Here is a 23,253-nt window from a genome sequence, read left to right on the forward strand (position 1 = left end):
GGATGTGGTTAAAAACTGGATGCCCAGCCGTAGCACCATAGAGTTTCTTGGCTCTTATTAGGGCAATGCCTTTGGGATGCATTCGAGAACATATTGTACGTTCTCCATAGCCTCCGAGCTGATATTTACTGGTGTTTCAAAAACAATTTTCGTCCATTGCTTAGGGGAAGCACTGACGTAGGTATTCATCCCGTTCACGGAATGCGCGATCTTTGCTAAATAATGTTCTGGCGCATTGCCGGGAATTACCTTTAGTGGGCCAAACCCAGTTTCATTCATAAGCAATTTGGCAAACTCCTCTGCCTTCTCGTACGGCACTTCCTTTAAGAGTGCCCTGGAAGAGAGTGTGCCGTCGATTACCGGTCTGTGTTGCCAATCAACCCCCTTGAATACCTTCGCGAGACCATTGAATTTGCTAAGTGCGTCGTCAATCACCCCGCTCAGTGTTGTCGCCACTTTTGGCAGCTTGGTAGCACTCTCGGTTACCACCGCCCCAAAACCTGTCATATCATTGACTGGATCTGTCCATATGTTTACTGCGAGATCCCATAGTTTTTCGTTCATGCAGTCTGGTTTGATCTCCTTCAGATTCGCTCGGCTCTCTTCCACGTTTTTGGGACATTTCGACTCAAACCATACGGCCATAAAGTCACTCCTTCCTGCTAAAAATCTAAACCTGACATGCTGTCTCAGGCTGTAAAACGGTAATTCTTCTAACGGTTATTACAAATATTCACAAATTCGTGCTCTTTTGAGATTAGGCAATCCAAGCCTTCACTTGCGCGGGTTTAGTGCCAGTGTAATATATTTGGTGGAAAGCGGATTATCCTTATAATAAAATAAGAAAAAACAGATTTAATATGAAAAAGAAGTTAAAACTAGGGGTTTTGTTTGGGGGCATTTCGACAGAGCATGAGGTGTCTTTGGCGTCGGCTCGAAATGTGTTGGCGGCAATCGACAGAGAGAAATTTGAGGTGTTTAGGCTGGGGATTACTCGGGATGGGCATTGGGTAATGGGAGATAGGTCGCTTGAGTATCTCATTTGCTTGGCAGATAGGTCGCTATTGCCTGCTGGGATGGAGGATGTTTTGTGGCAGGCTAGTAGGGAGATGAAGGAAGAGGGTTTGCTGGCTTTTGAGATACCTACGGACTTTTGTGAGTTGCAGAGATTGGTTCGTAGTGCCTTGCAGGAAGTGCTGGCAATTTCTCCCGAGCGACTGCCTAGCTTTTCTCAGCTCGGAAATGTTTCTCTATGTGAGTTAGATGTCGTGTTCCCAGTCCTTCATGGACTTTTAGGGGAAGACGGCTGCGTCCAGGGGATGTTTAGAGTGGCGGGCGTTGCTGTGGTCGGCTGTGGCGTTTTAGCGTCGGCCGTCGCCATGGATAAAATTGTTACAAAAAAGATTCTTGCACAGCAGGGCATTCCACAAGTGCGGTGGTTGGAATTTACGGATGCCAAGCGTGCTATGTCAAATCTGGCCGAGATCGATCGGCAGATAGTTGAGAAACTCGGGAGCTACCCAGTCTTTGTAAAGCCTGCTGATACTGGTTCTAGTGTTGGCATTCGGAAGGTGCAGGGTTTTAAGGATTTGAGCTCGGCGTTAGTTAATGCTGCTAAGTTTTCTCGTAGGTTGTTAATTGAGGAAGCAGTTGTTGGTCGTGAGCTTGAGGTTGGCATTCTGGGCGATGAGGATGAGTTAATTGCGTCTGCGGTGGTTGCAGAAATTATTCCCGAGAGGGAGTTTTATGATTATGAGGCGAAGTATTTAGAAAATACGACGCGGATTGATCTTCCGGCGAATGTCGATTCGGCTGTCGTCGAGAGAATTGGCAATCTAGCTAAAGACGCTTTTAGGGCGATAGATGGCTGTGGCATGGCGCGGATTGATTTTTTCTATTGCGAGGATTCGCAAGAAATTTTTCTAAACGAGATAAACACCATACCTGGTTTTACGCAAATTAGCATGTATCCTCGTTTGATGATGAATGGGGGCTTATCCTACGGTGGATTAATTGAAAAGCTAATTGAGATAGCACTAGGGCGCCAAGCGGCGCTGATGGCTGTGGGGACTGCTAAAGTAGAGGTCTAGCTTAAGGCGCTAGAGTTCTGTTTTAAGGACAAAAGAAATGGCGAGCAAAGCTTGGTGGCTAATATGTTTGTCCTGTTTGCTAGTGTTTGGCGGCAGTGTAGTCGTTTTTCGGTTTTTAGGTGCAAAACAGCCGGTATCGGATGGGTCTGTAATCGAAGGTGTACGGGGGGAAAGTGAGGCAAGCAGTGAGAGGGTTGGGATAGAGCGTTTTAAACGCAGTTTTCTCGATGGTGGTTTGAAGGTTCTTGGTCGTTTGCTCGCCGTTAGTCCACCGCGTATTCAGGGAAATTATTATCTAAGCGAGGCGGATATTATAAGTGCTGTTGGTTTAAATCGGCAATTATGGATTTGGCAGTACTGGCGCAGCGACGTTAGAAAAGCCTTGATGGAACACTCGTGGATACAGGAAGCCACTTTTGAGTGGCGCATTTATCCCCTCGAGCTGTTACTTAACATTAAAGAGGAGGAGCCGTGGCTAGTGGCTGAGTTTGCCAATACTACTTGGCTAATCTCGCGGTCATCTAAGACACTTCAGCCGCTTAGGAGTCTTAGGGATTCTGAATTAATAGTAATTACCTCAAACCTACCGCGTTTAGATGGTATCGACGTAGGCGCCGACATGGAGAAGAGGGCTTCGCGCACAGAAAAGCGTCTCAATGAGGCTTTAAATTTGCTGCGATTATTTCGCATAGCAGGTGACTTTCCTTTTGAGATCGAGCGATTTACTCTGCTAGAGGATAGCGGCGTGTTAGTTACGCCCATTGACGCAAGAACTAAACCAAAACTCATCGTAACTGCTAACACTTTTAGCGACGCCAAAGCAATTCTCGAGAACATAAAGGTGGTTTTAGGGGATTTAGAAAAACGCGGCGAGCATGCAGATACTATCGATTTGCGCTTTAAAGGCCAAGCCATAGTGCAGCCAACTGCGATAAATCCATAATCCAAACATGGCCCTAAGAGTTAAATCGCTTTCGGTAAGCGCGTTTGCACAGAAAGATAAAACTTCCTAGGCCAAATAAAAACATTGGTTGAATTGAGAAAAATTCTCTAGTCATGCTTAGAGTAAGCATTAACGCCCACAGAAGTATTAATAGATTAATGTTTCTATCATCGCGTAAATCAACCGACCTGCTAAGCGGTATTAGGCACAAGCCTAAATCGTAATAGAGTACATGTGGTGACAAAATCACTACGGCCGGCCCCAATAAACACGCAATATCCATCTCTCGCTCACTCCTTTCTCGTCCCGCCTCAAGTCCATTTGCCCTAAGTACTAGCTTGCCGACGAGAGCGACTAGTAGTAGTGCCATAACCGCACTTAAGATCTTAAGGAAACTGTGAAAATCACTCTCGAAACCAATGCTGGTTACGAAGATGTCGATTATTGAAAATAGCGAAACCATTTGATGTCGATTTGCAATGTAGTCCTTAGCCGCAAAGTCGCTTACTGCATTTAGCCAACTTACAGGCCAATAGAAACCAGATAGACTTGCTGCTAGCGCATAATAAAATATCGCTGGTATCATAGCGCCCAGAGCAATGCTTGCTCGCCTGCGGCTCAGTAGTGAAAAAAACAAAGGCAATAAAGCGAAATGGGGCTTAAACATCCATAATCCTAGACATAGGCCGGCTAAGATAGAGCCGCGTTTAGAATCGAGCGACCAAAAATAAAGAAAGCCAACATAGCAGAGCATGCTTAAAGTAATATTTTGCCCAGCCGCAAGACCACTCAACACGGGGCCAAAAAATAAGAATACAGTAAAAGTTACAAACGGCGCTCTCGTAAAATTTAGCTGAGGACTGCTGACTAGATATGTGCTTGCGATTAGAGCAACGAACATAATGGCAAAATACACTGCCTTAGCCTGATGGGCATTTAGTTTCGCTAAAGGGGATAGAATTACGGCAACGTAGGGTGGATAGGAAAAGAAATAATACGACCCGCTCAAGCTCGGCCAGTAATGGTTTTCTATTTTTTGCTGTGCGCTAGCATCGTACAGGTTCTTAGCATCATATTTGGCCAATACTGCGGCTGCATAAAAAGCTGGGAAGTCACCGCGCGTAATAGAAGTGGTTTTTGTGCGGTCAGCATAATGCGCAATAAAAAGAGCGAGAAAAAAGCCAATAAGTAGACAGACGCAAATGCGCGCTAAGCGCCCTTTAGTCCAAAAACGCTTCTCCGACATCGCGATCTCGGACAAGGCACTCACTATATTCCTAAAACGCCAAAGCTAAGTACAGCCATTTTAGAAATAATCTCCAAACCACTCGACCATCCGATTGCGAACTCGGTCAAATAAAGTTCTTCCTCCTGATTTCAAACCCTCATAAGTGCCTTCGCGCGCTCCGTAAAGAACTAAACCAACTCCAGTCGCGTAAATGGGCGAGCTAACTACGTCGACTAAGCCTCCAGTCCCAGTTGGAAATCCGCGACGAACGGGCATTTTGAATATCTGCTCACCTAACTCTGGCAAGCCTTCGAGCAAGACGCCGCCGCCGCATAACACTATGCCGCTCGTTAAAAATTCGTCAAAACCCGACCTGACAAGCTCGCGCTGCACTAACGTGCAGATCTCCTCCACGCGCGGCTCTATAATTTCAGCCAAAACGTGCCTGGACAATACTCTAGGTTCGCGTCCACCAGTAGATGGAACCTCGATAGTTTCAGTACTCTGAACCATGCTCGTCAGCGCACAGCCATAACGCCTTTTAATCTCTTCTGCAGAGGAGATAGGCGTCCTCAAACCTGCGGCAATGTCGCTCGTTAGGTGATTGCCCCCGAGCGGAAGAACGGCTGTGTGCTTAACCGCTCCTGCATGGAAAATAGTGATATCGGTAGTGCCGCCACCAATATCTATCATGGCTACGCCTAATTCCTTTTCCTCCGCCGATAGAACCGCTTCCGCCGATGCAATCGGCTCGAGAACTATGTCGGCTACGCTTAAACCAACGCGATTGGCACACTTGACGATATTCTGCGCCGCGGCCACCGCACCAGTAACTATGTGAACCTTTGCTTCCAAACGAACCCCCGACATCCCAATTGGTTCGCGTATGCCGTCCTGCTCGTCTACAATATACTCTTGAGGCAATATGTGTAGAACCTCTCGGTCCATAGGTATCGCAACGGCACGAGCTGCATCTATAACGCGCTCTACGTCCTTAGCAACTACCTCCTTGTTCTTAATAGCCACAATGCCGTGACTGTTAAAACCTTTGATGTGTCCGCCAGCAATGCCGGCATACACAGTAGATATTTCGCAGCCCGCCATTAACTCAGCTTCCTCCGTAGCTCGGCGAATCGAGTTAACCGTGCTATCAATGTTAATGACAACGCCCTTGCGCATACCAGTAGAGGGATGTGTGCCGACCCCTACAATGTCTAACACGCCTCCCGGTGCTCGCTCTGCAACGATAACCGCAATCTTAGTCGTTCCAATGTCGAGTCCCACAATAACATCTGATTTACTGGCCACTGAATACCTCCTTAAAACTATGCTTAGTTCTGCCAATCTACTGCGACAAACATACGTGCAGTAAGTAACAGAACTTCATTTTAGCTGAAGTTACTTGATTATATGACAATTTCAATACGCGCCATCAAAAAACTTACTTTTCTCTCGCGAGAGGTTTAACCCACTTGAAGCATAACAACAATTCTGCTAAGAGTGGAAGAGTAAAAGGACAGGTCGAAATTTCATAAAAGATATAGTTTACTAAGAAGAACTAGACGATCTCGATACTTAGAGATGTCTAGTATTTAAGTGCGAATTGGTAGTTTGAAACGCGGAGCTAATCCTGATAGTGATGTAAGGAAGAGAGCAAAATAAATTTTAGGCTGAAAGGTTATTATCTATGGGCAAACGTCAAAAGAACAAGCGAAGGGGCATACAAACTATGATGCAGTTTGGGAGCCGTGATGAAAAGGAGGATGTGAAGCCGGCTGCCGAAAACAGAGAAATGCCTTCGGAGATGTCGCAAAAGACTAACAGTAGTGCTAATAACGAAGGCACTAGAACTGAGATAGCGCAGTGCTCAGAGCTGGATTCCGAGATAACCGCGATGGTTGCTAGGGATAAACCAAATAGAGATAATGATGATACATTAAAATATAACGCTAGTGATTCAAAGGAGAGGGTGAATACAGTGCAAGATGTAAAAGGCATTTCTGCTTCTAAGGGGAGTGAACAGGTATCGGCTAATGGATCAAACTCTGCTGATGCTGCGAAGTCGCGTGACAGCGTAGTGGCACACAGGAGTATATCTTCTAATCAAGCCACTACAAAGACCTCAGGAGCTTCTTATGGAGGCGAAAAGGGTTCGTCGTCGAGAATGGCTGAGAATTCAGAGGAAGACGACAAAAATAGAGATTTCAAATCGGAGCCGCTAGGTGCGCGGATTAAAGTAATCGGCGTTGGTGGCGGTGGTGGTAACGCCGTGACCAACATGATTCGTTCTGGCCTAAATGGCGTTGAATTCATAGTTGCGAATACAGATGTGCAGGCTCTCGAGTCGTCGCAGGCTCCAGTAAAAGTTCAACTTGGTGCAGAACTGACTAAGGGCTTAGGTGCTGGCGCTGATCCTATGGTTGGTAGGCGTGCAGCTGAGGAGAGCATTGCCGACATTCGCAAGGCTTTGGAAGGAGCTGACATGGTTTTTGTGACTGCGGGCATGGGCGGTGGAACTGGAGGCGGGGGTGCATCCGTAGTGGCCAGTGTTGCAAGGGATCTGGGTGCGCTTACCGTGGGCGTGATTACGAAGCCGTTTATTTTCGAGGGCAAGCGCCGTATGAACAATGCGGAAACTGGCGTAGAGGCGCTTAAGAAAGAAGTCGATACGCTGATAACTATTCCAAACCAGCGACTGTTATCGGTATCTGGAAGGAATACAACTTTGTTAGATACTTTTCGCAAAGCAGATAATGTGCTCTACGAAGCAGTTAGGGGAATCAGTCATCTCATATTATTTGAAGGCTTGGTTAACGTCGACTTTGCTGACGTTAAGGCCGTTATGAGCGAGATGGGAATGGCTATGATGGGAACTGGGGAAGGTATTGGAGAAAATCGTGCGGTGGAAGCTGCTGAAAAAGCCGTGTCCAGTCCTTTACTCGAAGATATTTCTATTAGTGGAGCCCGTGGAGTGCTAATTAACGTCACTGCTGGCACTGACGTAACGCTACAAGAAATCAACGAAGCTGCTGAGCTCATACACGCGGAAGCACACGAAGATGCCAACATCATTTGGGGTATGGTAATAGATCCAGAGATGGGCGAGGCCGTTCGGGTTACCGTCATCGCTACTGGCTTTGGAGAGCCCATGCCAAAAATAAAGAGCATTGCTTCTGCCACTGCGGTCGCCCCCAAGGTAGATTCTCTCGCGTCAGAGAAGGTGTTGGAGGTTCCGACTTTTTCGAGAAGGCAGAAGGAACAGGAATCGGAGCTTTTGAAACTAAAAAAGATCTCGGTAATTTCGTCTTCCAATGCAGAAGAGGAAGAGAAGTACGAAATTCCAACTTTTTTGCGACGTCAGGTTGATTAAAGTTAGCTTGTGAGATGAAAAAAATTTTTGCTGTTGCCAGCGGGAAGGGTGGGGTCGGAAAATCAACTGTAGCTGTGAATTTGGCAGTTGCACTTGCCAATCTTCCCGCTGGTAGTGTTGCAAAAGTGCCAAGAGTTGCCCTTGTGGACTTGGACTTTTATGGGCCAAGTGTTCCGACTATCATGGGTGGCGGATCTATAGCGGCGAACGAAGAACGAAAGCTGGTTCCAGCGCGCAAGTTTAATGTAGACTATATCTCGATTTCCTTTTTTCTTAAGGCAGACGATGAGCCCGTCATTTGGCGTGGGCCTATGTTTAGTAAGGCCATTATGCAGCTTTTTCAAGATGTAGAGTGGCCGGATATTGACGTGTGTATTGTGGATCTTCCTCCTGGGACAGGAGATGCCCAGTTATCGCTCTCTCAGATAGTAAACCTCGATGGTGCTATTCTCGTAACTACGCCACAGGAACTGGCGGTATCGGATGTGAGAAGGGCCATTAATATGTTTCGCAAGGTCAACGTAGATGTCGTTGGTATCGTTGAAAACATGAATGGCTTTGTAACGCCATCGGGAGAGAGGTTTGACATATTCGGAACTGGCGGTGGCGAGTCGCTGGCAAAGCGCTATGGCATTAAGTTTCTTGGTTCTATACCGCTTGATATCGCGGTTAGAGAGGGTGGAGATTCCGGCAATCCTATTGCCATCAATGGCAATTCAGCGACTGGTGAAATTTTTCGCACGCTAGCCAAGAGTTTTTGGGAGAGGGTTCAGTCTACCGAAAGGCCTCGCCTTAAAGTAATCAATTGATCTTTACGCGCCGCAAGGCTACTCCATGGGTCTGGCGTTTGTATTACAGAGTTCGGATAATAGGTTTGCTAGAGGGAAGGCATGTCAGATCGCATATCTAAATTATTCAAAAATAAAACAAGCGGTATTTTGTCCATTTATTTCACTGCCGGCTATCCGCACTTAGATGACACAGCTTCTATCTGTCGGGCTTTAGTGGCGGCAGGTGTAGATATGATAGAAGTTGGCGTGCCGTTTTCAGATCCAATTGCGGATGGGCCAATTATTGAGGCTAGTTCGCAAGTCGCCTTGCAAAATGGCATGAATTTAGAGCTGCTCTTCGAGCAGCTAAACGAAGTGAGAAAAGACATATCCGTGCCAATTCTTTTGATGGGCTATTTAAATCCCATTTTGCAGTTTGGCGTGCAAGCCTTTTTGTCGCGTTGCAAGGAAATCGGGATCGATGGAAGCATTATTCCCGATTTGCCGTTAGAAGAGTATTTGTCTGATTATGCTGAACAGTTTCGAGCTAGCGGTGTTAGCAATGTATTCTTAATTACTCCTCAGACTACGGACGAACGCATTCGGCTCATAGATGCTAACTCAGATTCATTTATATATATGGTTTCGTTTCCAACCACGACTGGTGCGAAACTAAATTTGCAGTCCAATGCAGAGACGTTAAATTATTTTAATCGCGTTAGGGCCTTAAATCTAAAGACTCCCAGACTAATCGGGTTTGGCATATCCGATAAAGAAAGCGTTGCGGCAGCCTCGGCCTTTGCAAACGGAGTTATCGTTGGAAGTGCTTTTATCGAACGCTTAAAATCGGCTGAGAGCGTGGATGTCGTTACTTCTAAGTTTATTAGTAGTCTGTTCTAGTTTTGATAGTCCTTAGTTTGTGGTTCCGGAGCGCAAGAATCGCTTGATAGAGGGAGATAGTAAGTAGCAGAGATGACGCGATGACAAATAAGCCCGGTAGTAAGTACTATGTAACTGGCACGTGTAGGATGGTCTCCTGCGACACCACTGCGCCGATGAGCATATACTTAAGGCTAAGGGATGTATTTCCTAACACGATCCTGCTAGAGAGCACGGATTTTTGTGGCAGTCAAAATCGATTTTCTTACATTTGCTGCGACCCGATTGCAAATTTTCTTGTTACTGGCGGCAATATAGTTCAATCGTTTCCAGATAAGAGTCGACAGGTGACAGCCATAAATTCTTCGGCGAATGTCCTGGCGCAATTGGATGAGTTTAGGCGGGTGTTTGTTGAGACGGCGCCAAGTAAAAATTGCGAGTTCATTACAAACGGCTTGTTTGGGTATATAGCCTACGATGCCGTGCGTTACTTTGAAGACATTGAGCTTTCCCCTTACTCTTCTTTGCAGGACGCTATACCAGATATTTGTTTTAGCGTTTTTCAACACGTAATAGTAGTCGATCCATCTAAGAACGAAATGCACATTTTTAATTACACGTATCGCCGAGACGATGAGAGAGATGCTAAGGCGGAGTGTTTGGCTAGTGAGAGGGGGCAGTTATTGGAGCATTTGGTCTTCCATAAGGAATACGCGAATTACTCCTTTAAAAAGAGTGGCGGCGAGCAGTCGAATTTTACCGATGAAGGTTTTTTGCAAGCAATAGAGTGCGGCAAGGGGCACAATCATCGCGGTGATGTTTTTCAGCTGGTGCTGTCGCGGCGCTTTTGGCAGGGATTTTTGGGAGATGAGTTTAATGTCTATCGGGCGTTGAGATCTATTAATCCATCTCCGTATTTGTTTTATCTCGATTATGGGAGCTTTAAGATTTTTGGTTCGTCGCCGGAATCCCAGATCGTTAAAAGCGGTTCGCAAGTTTCGATTAGTCCGATTGCGGGCACTTATCGGAGGATGGGAACTGAGAGCATAGATTCGGATCTGGCAGAAAAGCTCACCTTGGATCCCAAAGAGAATGCAGAACATGTAATGCTAGTCGACCTGGCGCGGAATGATTTGAGCAAACACTGTGAAAATGTATTTGTCGAGAAATATAGAGATATCCAGTTCTATTCGCATGTCATACATTTGGTGTCTAAAGTGACAGGAACTATTGCTGGAAGTGAGGATAATCTCGCCATTTTGGGGGATACTTTTCCCGCTGGTACCTTAACCGGCGCGCCTAAGTACAAGGCGATGGAGTTAATAGATCGCTACGAAGGTACACCAAGGGGTGTATATGGAGGCTGTCTTGGATATATTGGTTTTAATGGCGACTATATCCAAGCGATTATCATTCGCTCGTTTTTTAGCAAAAATAACGTGCTCTACTATCAGGCTGGTGCTGGGATAGTTGCAGAGTCAAATGCGCAGAGCGAATCGAACGAGGTTCACAACAAACTTATGGCGCTGCGCCAGGCTATGGATGACGCCGAAAAATTTTGAGTTTTATACCTAACATGTTTAAGATTTTGTTAATCGATAATTATGACTCCTTTACTTACAACTTGCTATACCTCCTTAAGCAGATTGGTTGTAAACAGGTCGAAGTCGTGAGAAACGATAAGTTCGATATCTCTTATGTGGAACAATTCGATAGGGTAGTAATTTCACCAGGCCCAGGTGTCCCGCGGGAAGCTGGATTGATGTTGGAAGTTATAAGGAGATATGGTTCGAGCAAGGGGATACTTGGGGTCTGTTTGGGTCATCAGGGGATAGTTGAGGTTTTTGGAGGCAGTCTGATTAACATGGATGTGGTTGTTCACGGCAAGGCTTTGCCGACTAGGGTAATTGACCCAGGGGAAGTCCTGTTTAAGGGCTTGCCCGAAACTTTTCTCACTGGGCGCTATCACTCATGGGTAGCCGATAAAGATTCGTTGCCTGGGTGTTTAAAAATTACCGCGGAAGATGAGGCAGGTCGGGTGATGGCGGTTAGTCACGAGAATTTTGACGTAAGGGGGGTTCAGTTTCATCCCGAATCGATTTTGACCGAGCACGGGGATCTTATTATGCGAAATTGGATTGCACTTGACTCGAAATCACATACTGCGAAATGAGAGACATATTAAATAGGCTCTATAACAGAAGAACGCTCCTAAGCGAGGAAGCGAGAGAGATTCTTAAGGATATTGCGTCGGGGAAGTTTAACGCCTGCCAAGTATCTTCGTTCCTTAGCGTCTTTAAGATGAGGGCTATAACTATTGATGAGCTTCAAGGTTTTCGCGATGCCTTGCTAGAGCTTTGCGTGCATATCGATTTGTCGCCATACGATGTAATTGATTTGTGCGGAACCGGCGGAGATCACAAGGACACTTTTAATATATCCACATTGGCAGCGTTTGTCGTTGCGGGGAGTGGCATCAGCGTTGCCAAGCACGGTAATTATGCGGTTTCGTCTATTTGCGGTTCGTCTAATGTGCTCGAACATTTGGGCGTTGAGTTTTGTAATAGCGAGGAATCCTTGAGGCGTAGCTTGGAGCGAGCGAATATATGTTTCCTTCACGCACCCCTCTTTCATCCGGCAATGCGGCACGTTGCTCCTATTAGAAGGGATTTGGGGGTTGCCACGTTTTTTAATTTGCTTGGCCCGATTGTAAATCCAGCTCGCCCAAAGGCGCAATTACTGGGCGTTTATAGCTTGGAGCTTCTTAGGCTGTATTCTTATCTCTTCCAGGGAGAGCAGGTCGATTACGTCATTTTGCATTCGCTGGACGGATACGATGAGATTTCATTAACGGGGCCGTTTAAAATTGCTGGGCGAGGAGTTGAGCGGGTTATGGAATCTGGGGATTTGGGTTTAAGTGATGTAAGGGCTGAGGATATTCGCGGAGGCAGAACTATTCCGGAGGCGGCGAAAATTTTTGTTAATGTTTTAGAGGGAAGGGGCACGCGAGCACAAAATGATGTGGTTATTGCCAATGCGGCGATGGCTATTTACAGTTGTAGGTCTAATACGGCTTTAGAGACTGCCGTGGCGATGGCCCGCGAAGCTTTGGAGTCGAAAGGAGCGTTAAAGTGCTTTAAGGAAGTGCTAAGATAGCGAGTTGTGGCTAATGAGTAGATTGGATGAAATAATTGCCAACAAGAGAAGGGAGTTAGAGGACAAAAAAAACCTCTGTCCAGTTAAAATGCTTGAATCTAGCATTTATTGCCGCAGGCATGCGCTTAGTCTTAAAGGCAACTTGCAGCGCGGTGACGGGGTTGGACTTATAGCAGAGATAAAGCGCAAGTCGCCCTCCCGCGGGGTTATTAACTCCGCGGTTTCTGTGGAGGACTTATCCGTCGGTTATGTGCGAGCAGGGGCAAGTGCATTATCGGTGCTCACAGACAATGTTTACTTTGGCGGTAAAAACGAGGATTTGGCTCGAGCGCGGCAGCTCAATGAGATCCCCATTTTGCGCAAGGATTTTATTGTAGACGAGTATCAAGTAATAGAAGCAAAGTCTATTGGTGCTGATGCCGTATTGCTTATTGCGGCGGTGCTTGCTCCGGATGAAATTAAAAGCCTTTCGTCTTTTGCTCGGCAGCTTGGGCTTGAGGTCCTTTTAGAAGTTCATTCAGAGGAAGAGCTCAGTCGGAGTTTGTGCGACACAATTGATATTGTGGGGATAAACAATCGCGATTTAAGAGATTTTTCTGTTAATGTCGAAACGTCTTTTAAGATTTTTCACTCGGTTCCAAAGTCAGTGTTAGCAATATCTGAAAGCGGAATAGAATCTGCAGAGACCGCTAAGAGATTGCGCGATGCTGGTTTTAGGGGTTTTTTGATTGGGGAGCGTTTTATGAAAGAGCCGCGACCCGAGGTGGCGTGTGCGGTGTTTGTTGAAGAACTAAAGCGCTTGCTGGAGGGCGATGCAAGTGGATAGCTTGCAGATTAAGGTGTGTGGCATGCGAGATAGGCAAAATATCCAAGAGATTGCTTCCTTGCGCCCCGATTATATGGGCTTTATTTTTTATCCTGAATCGAGCCGCTATTGTGGCGCTGTTTTGGATCCAGAGGTTGTTCGGCAGATTGCTTTTTCGGTTGGGACGGTTGGCGTCTTTGTAGGCGATGAGTTAGAGAAGGTGATAGATACAGTGACGCACTTTGGGATGAATATGGTGCAGTTACATGGGGCCGAGACGCCAGAGTATTGTGAGAATTTAAAACTAGCGAAGCCTGAACTGGGGCTTATTAAGGCGTTTGGCATTGATGGGGATGAAATTCCTCCAAGCGTTAGCGATTACGCAGATGTCGCGGATTATTTCTTGTTCGACACTAGAACCGCTAGCGTTGGGGGGAGTGGCAAAAAGTTCGATTGGGATGTGCTCAGAAGTTATAGAGGGGAGACGCCTTTTTTTTTGGCGGGCGGCATCGGAGATGCATCGGATGTCGCCAAGATTCGCCAGTTGCGGTGGAAGTTGCCTAGACTTCTCGGTATAGATATTAATAGTCGGGTGGAGCAGGAAGTAGGAATTAAATCTGTAAAAAAAGTTCGGGAAATTATCGAAGAGCTACGCAAATGAATTACCATTGTTCCGAGAAGGGATATTTCAACGGGTTTGGCGGCGCCTTTGTGCCAGAGATGCTGATGCCCAATGTCGTTGAGCTTAGAGAGAATTATTTAGCCATAATAAATCATGCGGGGTTCCAAGAGGAGTTTTCAAAACTCTTGGCCGACTACGTCGGCAGGCCGACGCCTCTTTATTTTGCTAGTCGACTTTCTGAAAGGTTTAATACTTCTATCTACATTAAGCGCGAAGACTTAAATCACACTGGTGCTCATAAGATTAACAACACGATTGGCCAGGCGTTGTTGGCAAAAAGGCTCGGCAAGCGGCGAATTATTGCCGAGACCGGTGCCGGTCAGCATGGCGTTGCAACGGCGACGGTTTGTGCGCTTTTGGATTTAGAATGCGTGGTTTACATGGGGAGCGTCGACATTGCGCGTCAAGCGCCTAATGTCGAGCGCATGAAAATGTTAGGCGCTACTGTCGTGCCAGTGGAGTCTGGAAGTAAAACGCTAAAGGACGCTACGAATCAAGCGCTGCGCGATTGGATTTGCAATCCGAAAAATACTCATTACATCATTGGCTCAGTTGTGGGCCCTCACCCATATCCAGATATGGTGGCGCGTTTTCAGTCCGTTATTAGCAAGGAGATAAAGCAGCAGTTGTTGGAAAAAACCGGGCGAGATCGTCCCGATTTCGTCGTTGCCTGCGTGGGTGGTGGAAGTAACGCAATGGGAGCGTTTTATCACTTTTTAGAAGAAAAAGATGTTAGACTGGTAGGAGTCGAAGCCGCTGGAGAAGGGATAGATACAGAGCATAGCGCGGCTACCACAGTACTTGGTTCTATGGGGGTGTTGCATGGGTGTAAGACTTTATTGATGCAAACTAGGGATGGTCAGGTTAAAGAGGCTCATAGCATATCTGCTGGCCTGGATTATCCAGGAATTGGACCACAGCTTGCTCATTTATGTAAAAGCGGAAGGGTTCAATTTCACAACGCAACTGATGAAGAAGCTATTCAGGCTGCACTTTTACTTACCAAGATTGAAGGTATTATACCAGCCCTCGAGGCAGCTCATGCATTTGCGAGACTTGGCGATCTGGGAGCGTCCAGCAAAGATGTAGTAGTGATTAATTTATCGGGTAGGGGCGATAAAGACATGGCCGCCTATGTCAAAGCCATAAAATGAGCCAGCAGAAAAACTTGCGTTAGATCCCTCACGCAAGGCGAGCGATCTAACGCCGAGAGCAAACTAATGCTTTTCAGCACCCGATAACTCGCTTTCACTCTCAAATAAGGTTTCGAACTGTTTAGACGTATCGCCAGTGTGCTCTACCTCTATGGATTCGGAAATCGGTTTGTTTACCGATTTAAGCGATCCAGACTCAAGGTTAGGAGCAGTCATGTTAAGGTCTTTTGCCTCCGGCACTAACCGAGCGCCCTCGCCTTCTGCCTTTTGAGTCGCCAGATGGATGCGATCGACTCTTGCAGCGTGCAACCCCTTGTCTCCTTCTTGAAGCTCGTAGGCCACTTCCTCTCCATCTTTAAGAGTCTTAAAACCTTCTTGCGCTATTACTGAATAGTGAACAAACACATCCCTTCCGGTTTCGTGCTCAATAAAACCAAAGCCTTTTGCATCGTTAAACCATTTTACAACACCACGCAGCGTTTCAGCCATTTTTCTATATACTCCTTTTACCAACACCAAAGAACATAACTTAACTGTAGCTCTCTAAAACAATTGCTGCACTTAAGATGTGCTTTTTGCACTTAAACAACATTAAACTTTTTAATCTTGGCGTCAAATTCTATTTTTCTATCACGAATCAGGTGTCTATTAAGCAACGAATTGCAAAGTAATAAACACCTACTGCATTGCCTTATGATGCAGCTCTCACAACACCGTAGCTAAAATTTTCTAGGTGGCAAAGATGCTACAATCACTTATTGCTCAAGGCAACTGCTTCATAATACAGGCATTATCTAATCTTTGGTGTGTTTGGCAACTCATTTTTTTTATTCAACTAAATTTGTAAAGTGTGTATACTAATGTTCTAAATTAGTTGAATGACAGAAGGCCAGGGCAAAAATCAAAAAAACTACTAGTGCTAGCGCCTATATCTATAGAGGTTCTCGTTTTTGAATTCCAGACAAGAGATGTGTCAAATAGCGTTTGATCTCATACCGCTTCCCTTGGCGGAGGTAGATGAGAACGGCAAAGTTATGTTTGCAAACTCCGCCTTATTATCTCTATGTGGATTGACGCTTGTTGAAGTATATAAGAAATCTTTTTATTCTTTTTGTTTTTTACAGGCTGAAGATGGGGCGATCTCGTTTCGCGGCATTAAGCAAGAGTCTGTGATGGAAGTTGATCTGGAGCATAAATCAGGTGAAAAGCACCCCTATAAGCTAAAGATCATTCCATTCCAGGATCTCTTGTCGAAGAGCAAGGCTCGGTTTTTCTTAATATTAGAGCCAAGCCAGAAGGAGTATCGGCAACAATTAGAGCAGTCTCACAAGCTAGAGTCGCTTGGATCCTTAGCTAGCAGCATCGCTCACGACATAAATAACATTCTCGCCGGTGTGTTGGGTCACGTAACCTTTCTTAGGTTGTCTACGAGCAATTCTGGTTCGCAGCTCGAATCGATTGCCGCAATTGAAGATGGTGCGCGAAAGGCAGCGCATCTCACGCGTGAAATTTTGGATTATGCTCGAAATGAAAGTGTTGGCATGCATCCAATAAATTTTAGCCTTGTAATTGCAGGCGGGCTCAACCTCTTCAGAGGAGCTTTGCCAAAAAATATTCAGTTGCGGGTTGCCAGTGAGAAATCTGACGTTTTCGTTTTAGGAGATGAGAGCAAGCTTAGCCAGCTCTGCATGAATTTAGCGGTGAACGCGCGCGATGCCTTGCCCAGTGGTGGGCACATAGATGTTAGGGTTGAGCGCGTAACGGTTGACGCGGCGAAGGCACCGCGACATGTCGGCAATCCACCGAGGACTCTTGTCGCAGGCGAGTATGCTCGCCTATCGATCGAGGACGATGGGATCGGAATGTCTAAGGAGGTGCAGAAGAGAATTTTCGAGCCATATTTTACGACCAAGGAGGCTGAAGGCACTGGACTGGGACTTGCGACAGTTTTGTCTATTGTAGAGAGCCATTTGGGCGCAGTGGAAGTCACTAGCAGGTTGGGAAAAGGTACACGGTTTGATGTGTACATACCGTTATGTGAGGGGTTTTTTGAAAGCGAGGTGGATGAGGAAAAGGATGAGGTGATCCCGGGTGGAAATGAGAGGATATTAGTCGTGGATGATGAGGAAGTTGTGCGCGCGGTTATTCAGCGTAGCCTTGAGCATTTCGGCTATGAAGTTGATATTGCCAAGGATGGCTTGGATGCTGTGGCGCGTTACCAAAATAACCGTCGCTCTTATAAACTTGTTATTCTCGATATGATGATGCCGCATATGTCGGGGGATGAGGTGTTTAGGCGTTTGAGGGAGATCGATCGCGATGCCAAGGTTTTGCTGGTGAGTGGTTTTTCTAGCGAGGAACGTGCTCAAAGTGTCCTTAAATCCGGGGGCTTGGGTTTTATTCAAAAGCCATTTGCCGTGGAAGAGCTCGCTAGGGAAGTGCGCAGGTGTTTGGATGCCGCTAGCTAAACTCCAGATTGCCGCAGTTGAAATTAATCCAAATCTTATCCTTGCTCCTATGTCGGGGATAACCAATTGCTGCTTTCGTCGGCTCATTAAGCGCGTTAATCCAAACGCAGTTGGATTAGTAGTAAGCGAGTTCATTAGCGTTGAGGCTCTCTCGCGAAAAAACATGCGAAGTGTTGCAATGATGAAGATCCATCCCGAGGAAAGACCCGTAGCGATTCAGGTTTTTGGGCATGATATAGCTCGGGTGGTGGATGCGGCGGTTATGGTAGAGCAGAGCGGTGCGGATATTCTCGATATCAATAGCGGATGTCCGGTGCCTAAAGTCGTCAAGAAAGGAGGAGGTGCGGAACTCATGCGCCAGCCTGCGCATCTGGCAGAGCTATTAAGGCGCGTGCGAAAGGCAATCTCTATTCCATTGACGCTAAAAATCAGGTCTGGTTGGGACGAGAATAACAAGAATGCGCTTGAAATTGGGAAGATTGCCGCAGATAATGGCGTAGATATGCTATGCGTGCATGGAAGGACTAGGAGCTCGCTGTATCGCGGGGAGGCTGATTGGGGTATCGTAGATGAGGTTGGGCGCTCGGTTAGTGTGCCGGTGGTGTGTAGCGGGGATGTAGCCGATGGAGCTACGGCTCGACGTTGTTTTGATTACGAAAATATTTCCGCTCTTATGATTGGTCGCGCGGTTTTGGCAAATCCATGGGTTTTTTCTGAGATAAAAGTGGCCATGAATGGCGGCGACTTTGTAGCTCCCGGCGAGATAGAGATAAGAAATCTTTTGCAGGAATATAGGGAGATGTTGGTGCAAGAATTTTCTGATAGAGCTGCCTTGGGATATCTAAAGCAACTGTCTGTCAAAGTTACGAAGAGGGTTCCCAATTTAAGCGCGGTCAGGAAAAATTTATGCGCCGCAAAAACTGTGCGCGAGTTCGAAGATTCACTTAAAAGGTTGTCGAGTTGATGAGAGAAAGTGGATTAGGTTAATGATATGTTGAAGGTCGAGGGTGTAGGAAGGCAGTTTTCTCCAAAGTTTGCTCTGCGAGACATTTCATTTTCAATAGATGAGGCTGAAGTGGTGGGTTTGGTCGGTGCAGGTGGAAGTGGCAAGTCATTGTTGCTAAAGATTCTTGGTGGCGTCATTGCTCCTGAAGTCGGCTCAGTAGAGTATCCATTTGAGAATGGGAATATTGGATTTTTGTTTCAGGAGGGGGCTTTATTTGATTCGATGACGGTAATCGAAAATGTCGCGTTTCCCCTGTTGCAGAGGGCAAAAAGGGCTGAACGCGAAATGTGTTATCGCAAAGCCTATGACATGTTATTTAGTTTGGGGTTGTCTCGAGCTACTGGCAAGCTTCCGGGCGAGTTAAGTGGGGGAATGCGGCGCCGCGTCGGTATTGCGCGAGCGCTAGTAGCGGAACCTAAGCTGGTTCTTTTGGACGATCCCACTGGCGGCTTGGATCCGGTGACGGCCAGTGTTCTCATGCAGCTAGTCAAGGATTTGCACAAGCGTTATAGACCGCGCATTGTGATGGCAAGTCACGACATAAGGCGTTTAATTCCTAACGTTGATAGGATTATAGCTATCTTTGATGGAAAGCTTATTTGTAATGTTCGCAGCGTGGATATACTGAGAGATGCGCCGCCACGAGTGATAGAGTTCTTAAAGACGCGATTTTGTTTTTCGCAGCAAGTAGCAAATGCAAATGGGAAGTTATACCATTTACAAAAAGGATTTTTGTAAATGGTATAAACAGCAAGTGCGTAAGCACTTGCCAATAAACAACAAATATCGTTTCCAAAAAGTAAAATATTTAACTTACTTTTTGGAAACGGTATAGATTAAGTGTGTCTACAGCCAATTAAGGCTGTAGAATGAGTATTGTTGGAGAGTTGTGACAAAGGATAGAAAATACATACGGGAGCAAAAGGCAAAATTCTTTACCGGCATGGGTGTTCCTAAACCAGCACCGTTTGTGCCGGATGCGTTTCAAAATGATGCCATCCGTTTTTTGGAGCAGAAGCTCGATACGCTCGTAATTGCGCCGACCGGTTCAGGTAAGACTTTTATTGCCATGCGCGCTATCGAAAATATTCTAGAGCGCGGCGGTAGAACCGTATACACAGCTCCACTTAAAGCTTTGTCTAACGCAAAGTACATGGAGTTTCGTTCTCGTTTTGAGCCTCAATACAGTGTCGGCTTGTTGACGGGGGATCGCAAAATCGAGGGCGATGCCGATATTGTCGTGGCAACCACTGAGATTTATCGAAACGAATTGTATAGTTCGCGTGGGAGTTACGATTTGGTGGTTTTAGATGAGTTTCACTATTTGGCAGATTCGCAGCGCGGTCCGGTGTGGGAGGAGAGTGTTATCTTGTCGCCTCGGTCTGCTACGCTTTTGATGTTGTCGGCTTCAATATCTAATCCGCAAGATATAGCGCAGTGGATTGAGACAATTCGACATCGTCAGGTTATGGTTGTAAGTGTCGAGAAGCGGCCAGTTGAGTTGAGACTTGGGTTTTTGCATCCTACATACGGAGTCATACCACTCGAAGATAAAGACCAAAAAGCCTCTTCTGCAGTGGAGGAGTTCTACGGCAAGCAAGGGTTTAAGGGACCGGGAGGGAAGAGCTGGGCGAGGTTTAGGAAGGGGAGCTCGAGGGCGGGTTGAGGTACGAAGATGCATAGAGAAGTTCACATTTCAGAAATTTTATTACAGCTGGAGAGAGACGATCTTCTGCCGGCAATTGTTTTTCGCACGTCCAGAGCTCAGTGTGATGCAGATGTGCTTCGAGCTACGGGGAACAAGAAGCTTGAACTCCCTGTGCATAGGCAGGCTGAACTCTCTCGTTCGATCGAGGAGATTATTGTGCGCTATGACATGGATGCAGAGCTAATTCGCGCTCATGAACAGTACGATGGACTTATTCGCACTGGTATTGGAGCACATCATGCTGGTCAATTGTTAATTTGGCGCCTCTTGTTGGAAGAAACTATGGCGTTGGGACAGCTTAGGATTTTGGTAGCAACGGGAACAGTGGCGGCTGGAGTGGATTTCCCTGCTAGGACTGTGGTCGTAACGGCGCATTCTAGGAGAGGAGCAGACGGCTTTCAGAACTTTTCATCGACTGAGTTTCAGCAGATGTCTGGTCGTGCAGGAAGGCGAGGCAAGGACACTGTGGGTTTTTGCATAGTTGCGCCCGGGCCGTTTTGCGACGCTCGACAGCTCTTGGAGATTGCCCATAAACCCGCTAACCCGTTGTCTTCAGCTTATTTTCCGAGCTCAAGCACCGTGCTAAATCTCTTGCGGTACAGAAACGTGGACGATTTGCGCTACACCGTGGGCAAGAGCTTGGCGTCTTTCTTTGACAAGAGAGAGGCAGGAAAGCTTAGACAGGATGGGGCGGTTTTAGAGGAGAAGTTAAGCTCGGTCGGGTACCCCGTTTTGGCGTCTCAGGAGGATGGAGGAGGGGACAAGGATTGGAAGCGCATAAGAAAAAAGATGAATCGTTTAAAACGAGGCGCTGAGGAGTTAGAGACGCGTCAGCTAGCTATGATAGATCAAGCCTTAAAAGGCCTTGAGACTTTGGGGTACGTAAGCGGCATATCGTTGTCGGAGAAGGGTTACTGGGCTGCAAATTTGTGCACTGACCTAGTTCTAGAACTCGGAGAGATTATTCAGGCAGGCGTTCTCGATGGCGTGTCAGCAGAGTACCTAGCGGCAATTATGGGATCTCTAGCTGGGGATCCACATAGAAAGTATTTATCTAACAAGAAGGTTAATGTATTAAAAAAGGAGGATGTTGAGTCGCTTCGGTCAATCTTGGCTAGGGTGGGAGCTGTGGATATGCCAGGTACTAAAAGTGAGCGCGATGTGCTCGAGTCTGGCGCATACACGGTAATGATGTGGCTTCAGGCAAATAATTGGCAGGAATTCCGCTCCATATTACTGCTCTCTCGTGTGGCTGAGGGTGACGCTGCTCGGCTATTAACTCAAACTGCCGATTATTTGAATCAGTTAAGTCGGCTTTCCGATACGCATAGAGAGCTAAGTTTCCGTGCGACCGAAGCCAAGCGGCGTATATTGAGACCACCGCTTAGCGACGCTATCAATCTCGATACGCTGTGAGTTTTGATTTTCTTGTGAATTCCTAACAGGTTGAGATTTCGAATACCCATTCTGTAGATTTTTGTACGTTTTTTTTAAAGACTGTGCTAACATTACAATCGCGTGTTCGGTATTTCTCGGCAATAAATTAACTCGGTTTACGCTTGTTATTATGAGGGCAATAACATGGTGTTAAGCCATTATTGCGAGCCGGAGAAATACAATATGAGTGATTATGTAGCAGCTGACTTCGTTTCTAATCTTTTTGAGCCAGATATTATTCTTCCAACACAAATAAATGGGGTTAGCGAGAGAGGAATTTGCGGTGGCGAAAGGAGGCTTATGGCGGCCTTGTTATCGGATGGTATCGAGGCGTATGTCTCGCAATGCCGTGGTGTTAGATCTAGGTGGACGCATGACGCAGGGGTAGATGCAGAGGAGTGGATCGATAATAACGACCAGAGTTACGTTTTTAGTTTTGATGTCGTTTGCGAATGTTTAGGAATAGATCCTCAATACCTGCGAAGTGGGCTTAAGCGCTACGTAAGTGAAATGCAAAATTATTCCATCCATGCAAACGAGATAGATGAGGCGGTAACGGCTTGGAAAAAAATTAGGCGCCCAAGAATCTAGAAATCCGAGAATCTAGGGACGCCTTATAATAAATAAACAGCGTGTGTGTTACTTTCCGAAATGCTCTTATGCAGCTTCGGTGTTGTTGTGGTGCTGTATAAGGGCTTTTAGTGTGCTGTCAGATCGCTGTGCCTCTTCAAACTGCCTTTTTATAGCCTTCCTTAGCTCATCGCCGTGAAAATCAAGCGCCTCACAGACATACCTAAAACCAAAAAAAGACGTGTGGTGAAGCTCGTCTGACTTATACAGCCACTCATAAGCCGACTCCTGGAGTTCTCCTTCTCCAGTGAGATAATCCGTGATCGCTCGCTGAAGTACCGCTGCGAGAAGGCGGCGTTCTGGATTAAAGCTGTTTGTGCTGTGTTGTGTCGTGCTGTTAGACCAAAGCTTCATTAGTTTATTTTACCTCTCCAATGTTAAACATTAACACTCAATATGACAAAATATCTTGGCAACAAGCCATGCGCGTCAGCTCTTAAAGGCACGAAAAAAGCTTTCTCGCCTCTAAAAGCGACAAGTTAACGCACTAAAAAGTATGCTTATAAACCTACGAGACGAAATTCCCCAGCGAAAGCCGGCGGATTTTATGTCTACAAATTGGTTACGTCTCTTTTGGAAGAGCGCCCAATAAATAACCCCAACGCCCAAAAACAAGGCCCGCAGTATATTAACTCACCTCTTAAACGTCAAGCAAAAAAGCTGCAAAAACCTTACAAAAGCCACTTTAATCTTCGGTATGCAACTTAATTAGGCAGTTGTAACCTAAAAGCAGCAAAAAAATACAGTATTTTACCCAACTGAACTTATTTTAGCTGACATGAACTGCCTAATCTAGGCCGAGTTATACCATTTACAAAAAGGATTTTTGTAAATGGTATAAACAGCAAGTGCGTAAGCACTTGCCAATAAACAACAAATACCGTTTCCAAAAAGTAAAATATTTAACTTACTTTTTGGAAACGGTAT

General features: G+C 46.2%; 22 protein-coding genes. 17 read left to right on the plus strand and 5 right to left on the minus strand.

What is annotated here, in order from left to right; genetic code table 11:
* Window positions 1–57 precede the first annotated feature (57 nt).
* Complete coding sequence (locus IT291_09090) at window positions 58–564, minus strand: hypothetical protein (GenBank protein MCC6221379.1); 507 nt, start codon at window positions 562–564, stop codon at window positions 58–60.
* Window positions 565–860: 296 nt separating this feature from the next.
* On the opposite strand from IT291_09090, the gene IT291_09095 reads away from it, so the two are divergent.
* The gene (locus IT291_09095; protein ID MCC6221380.1) at window positions 861–2,090 is read left to right on the plus strand and encodes a D-alanine--D-alanine ligase; all 1,230 of its coding nucleotides are present in this window, start codon (window positions 861–863) and stop codon (window positions 2,088–2,090) included.
* A 37-nt stretch (window positions 2,091–2,127) separates the two neighbouring features.
* Window positions 2,128–3,033 carry an FtsQ-type POTRA domain-containing protein gene (locus IT291_09100; GenBank protein MCC6221381.1) on the plus strand — a complete coding sequence of 302 codons (906 nt, stop codon included), beginning with the start codon at window positions 2,128–2,130 and terminating at the stop codon, window positions 3,031–3,033.
* 13 nt (window positions 3,034–3,046) lie between these two features.
* Here IT291_09100 and IT291_09105 read toward each other — a convergent pair whose 3' ends face one another.
* Entirely contained in the window at window positions 3,047–4,303 is a 1,257-nt protein-coding gene (locus tag IT291_09105) for a DUF2029 domain-containing protein (GenBank protein ID MCC6221382.1), read from the minus strand.
* A 36-nt stretch (window positions 4,304–4,339) separates the two neighbouring features.
* A complete protein-coding gene (ftsA, locus tag IT291_09110; protein MCC6221383.1) occupies window positions 4,340–5,569 on the minus strand; it encodes a cell division protein FtsA in 1,230 nt (409 codons plus the stop codon).
* Window positions 5,570–6,425: 856 nt separating this feature from the next.
* On the opposite strand from ftsA, the gene ftsZ reads away from it, so the two are divergent.
* From ftsZ to trpB, 9 genes are all read left to right on the plus strand, one after another.
* Entirely contained in the window at window positions 6,426–7,631 is a 1,206-nt protein-coding gene (ftsZ, locus tag IT291_09115) for a cell division protein FtsZ (GenBank protein MCC6221384.1), read from the plus strand.
* Between the two features lie 14 nt (window positions 7,632–7,645).
* The gene (locus tag IT291_09120) at window positions 7,646–8,440 is read left to right on the plus strand and encodes an Mrp/NBP35 family ATP-binding protein (GenBank protein MCC6221385.1); all 795 of its coding nucleotides are present in this window, start codon (window positions 7,646–7,648) and stop codon (window positions 8,438–8,440) included.
* Between the two features lie 81 nt (window positions 8,441–8,521).
* The gene (locus IT291_09125; protein ID MCC6221386.1) at window positions 8,522–9,301 is read left to right on the plus strand and encodes a tryptophan synthase subunit alpha; all 780 of its coding nucleotides are present in this window, start codon (window positions 8,522–8,524) and stop codon (window positions 9,299–9,301) included.
* A gap of 128 nt (window positions 9,302–9,429) precedes the next feature.
* Entirely contained in the window at window positions 9,430–10,842 is a 1,413-nt protein-coding gene (locus IT291_09130) for an anthranilate synthase component I family protein (protein ID MCC6221387.1), read from the plus strand.
* A 14-nt stretch (window positions 10,843–10,856) separates the two neighbouring features.
* Window positions 10,857–11,453, plus strand: coding sequence for an aminodeoxychorismate/anthranilate synthase component II (locus IT291_09135; protein MCC6221388.1), 597 nt, complete (start codon window positions 10,857–10,859; stop codon window positions 11,451–11,453).
* Window positions 11,450–12,436, plus strand: a complete 987-nt coding sequence (gene trpD, locus IT291_09140) for an anthranilate phosphoribosyltransferase (protein ID MCC6221389.1) — start codon at window positions 11,450–11,452, stop codon at window positions 12,434–12,436. Before IT291_09135 ends, trpD begins: the two co-directional genes overlap by 4 nt.
* A gap of 13 nt (window positions 12,437–12,449) precedes the next feature.
* A complete protein-coding gene (trpC, locus tag IT291_09145) occupies window positions 12,450–13,262 on the plus strand; it encodes an indole-3-glycerol phosphate synthase TrpC (protein MCC6221390.1) in 813 nt (270 codons plus the stop codon).
* On the plus strand, window positions 13,255–13,902 hold the full coding sequence (locus tag IT291_09150) for a phosphoribosylanthranilate isomerase (GenBank protein ID MCC6221391.1): 648 nt from the start codon (window positions 13,255–13,257) through the stop codon (window positions 13,900–13,902). The genes trpC and IT291_09150 overlap by 8 nt, the downstream gene beginning before the upstream one ends.
* The gene (gene trpB, locus IT291_09155; GenBank protein ID MCC6221392.1) at window positions 13,899–15,077 is read left to right on the plus strand and encodes a tryptophan synthase subunit beta; all 1,179 of its coding nucleotides are present in this window, start codon (window positions 13,899–13,901) and stop codon (window positions 15,075–15,077) included. The genes IT291_09150 and trpB overlap by 4 nt, the downstream gene beginning before the upstream one ends.
* A gap of 63 nt (window positions 15,078–15,140) precedes the next feature.
* Here trpB and IT291_09160 read toward each other — a convergent pair whose 3' ends face one another.
* Window positions 15,141–15,566 (minus strand): cold shock domain-containing protein, encoded by a 426-nt coding sequence (locus IT291_09160; protein MCC6221393.1) that lies wholly within the window; start codon window positions 15,564–15,566, stop codon window positions 15,141–15,143.
* 461 nt (window positions 15,567–16,027) lie between these two features.
* Here IT291_09160 and IT291_09165 point away from each other — a divergent pair, with 461 nt between their 5' ends.
* From IT291_09165 to IT291_09190, 6 genes are all read left to right on the plus strand, one after another.
* On the plus strand, window positions 16,028–17,545 hold the full coding sequence (locus tag IT291_09165; protein MCC6221394.1) for a response regulator: 1,518 nt from the start codon (window positions 16,028–16,030) through the stop codon (window positions 17,543–17,545).
* Window positions 17,532–18,509 carry a tRNA-dihydrouridine synthase gene (locus IT291_09170; protein ID MCC6221395.1) on the plus strand — a complete coding sequence of 326 codons (978 nt, stop codon included), beginning with the start codon at window positions 17,532–17,534 and terminating at the stop codon, window positions 18,507–18,509. Before IT291_09165 ends, IT291_09170 begins: the two co-directional genes overlap by 14 nt.
* Window positions 18,510–18,536: 27 nt before the next feature.
* Window positions 18,537–19,289, plus strand: a complete 753-nt coding sequence (locus tag IT291_09175; protein MCC6221396.1) for an ATP-binding cassette domain-containing protein — start codon at window positions 18,537–18,539, stop codon at window positions 19,287–19,289.
* A 151-nt stretch (window positions 19,290–19,440) separates the two neighbouring features.
* Window positions 19,441–20,217, plus strand: a complete 777-nt coding sequence (locus tag IT291_09180) for a DEAD/DEAH box helicase (protein ID MCC6221397.1) — start codon at window positions 19,441–19,443, stop codon at window positions 20,215–20,217.
* Between the two features lie 9 nt (window positions 20,218–20,226).
* On the plus strand, window positions 20,227–21,675 hold the full coding sequence (locus IT291_09185; GenBank protein ID MCC6221398.1) for a hypothetical protein: 1,449 nt from the start codon (window positions 20,227–20,229) through the stop codon (window positions 21,673–21,675).
* Between the two features lie 204 nt (window positions 21,676–21,879).
* Window positions 21,880–22,287, plus strand: coding sequence for a hypothetical protein (locus IT291_09190; GenBank protein MCC6221399.1), 408 nt, complete (start codon window positions 21,880–21,882; stop codon window positions 22,285–22,287).
* A 66-nt stretch (window positions 22,288–22,353) separates the two neighbouring features.
* On the opposite strand, the gene IT291_09195 is transcribed toward IT291_09190, so the two are convergent.
* Complete coding sequence (locus IT291_09195; protein ID MCC6221400.1) at window positions 22,354–22,680, minus strand: hypothetical protein; 327 nt, start codon at window positions 22,678–22,680, stop codon at window positions 22,354–22,356.
* Window positions 22,681–23,253: the final 573 nt, after the last annotated feature.

The organism is Deltaproteobacteria bacterium (genome assembly GCA_020845775.1).
Lineage (GTDB): Bacteria > Bdellovibrionota_C > UBA2361 > SZUA-149 > JADLFC01 > JADLFC01.

Bases quoted from the DNA above. Each gene is read 5' to 3' on its own strand.
- IT291_09185 (MCC6221398.1), top strand. From the start codon at position 20,227: ATGCATAGAGAAGTTCACATTTCAGAAATTTTATTACAGCTGGAGAGA.
- IT291_09195 (MCC6221400.1), bottom strand. From the start codon at position 22,680: ATGAAGCTTTGGTCTAACAGCACGACACAACACAGCACAAACAGCTTT.
- IT291_09100 (MCC6221381.1), top strand. From the start codon at position 2,128: ATGGCGAGCAAAGCTTGGTGGCTAATATGTTTGTCCTGTTTGCTAGTG.
- IT291_09190 (MCC6221399.1), top strand. From the start codon at position 21,880: ATGAGTGATTATGTAGCAGCTGACTTCGTTTCTAATCTTTTTGAGCCA.
- IT291_09135 (MCC6221388.1), top strand. From the start codon at position 10,857: ATGTTTAAGATTTTGTTAATCGATAATTATGACTCCTTTACTTACAAC.
- IT291_09090 (MCC6221379.1), bottom strand. From the start codon at position 564: ATGAACGAAAAACTATGGGATCTCGCAGTAAACATATGGACAGATCCA.
- IT291_09125 (MCC6221386.1), top strand. From the start codon at position 8,522: ATGTCAGATCGCATATCTAAATTATTCAAAAATAAAACAAGCGGTATT.
- IT291_09130 (MCC6221387.1), top strand. From the start codon at position 9,430: ATGGTCTCCTGCGACACCACTGCGCCGATGAGCATATACTTAAGGCTA.
- ftsZ (MCC6221384.1), top strand. From the start codon at position 6,426: ATGGCTGAGAATTCAGAGGAAGACGACAAAAATAGAGATTTCAAATCG.
- trpB (MCC6221392.1), top strand. From the start codon at position 13,899: ATGAATTACCATTGTTCCGAGAAGGGATATTTCAACGGGTTTGGCGGC.
- IT291_09160 (MCC6221393.1), bottom strand. From the start codon at position 15,566: ATGGCTGAAACGCTGCGTGGTGTTGTAAAATGGTTTAACGATGCAAAA.
- IT291_09095 (MCC6221380.1), top strand. From the start codon at position 861: ATGAAAAAGAAGTTAAAACTAGGGGTTTTGTTTGGGGGCATTTCGACA.
- IT291_09170 (MCC6221395.1), top strand. From the start codon at position 17,532: ATGCCGCTAGCTAAACTCCAGATTGCCGCAGTTGAAATTAATCCAAAT.
- trpD (MCC6221389.1), top strand. From the start codon at position 11,450: ATGAGAGACATATTAAATAGGCTCTATAACAGAAGAACGCTCCTAAGC.
- IT291_09120 (MCC6221385.1), top strand. From the start codon at position 7,646: ATGAAAAAAATTTTTGCTGTTGCCAGCGGGAAGGGTGGGGTCGGAAAA.
- IT291_09175 (MCC6221396.1), top strand. From the start codon at position 18,537: ATGTTGAAGGTCGAGGGTGTAGGAAGGCAGTTTTCTCCAAAGTTTGCT.
- trpC (MCC6221390.1), top strand. From the start codon at position 12,450: ATGAGTAGATTGGATGAAATAATTGCCAACAAGAGAAGGGAGTTAGAG.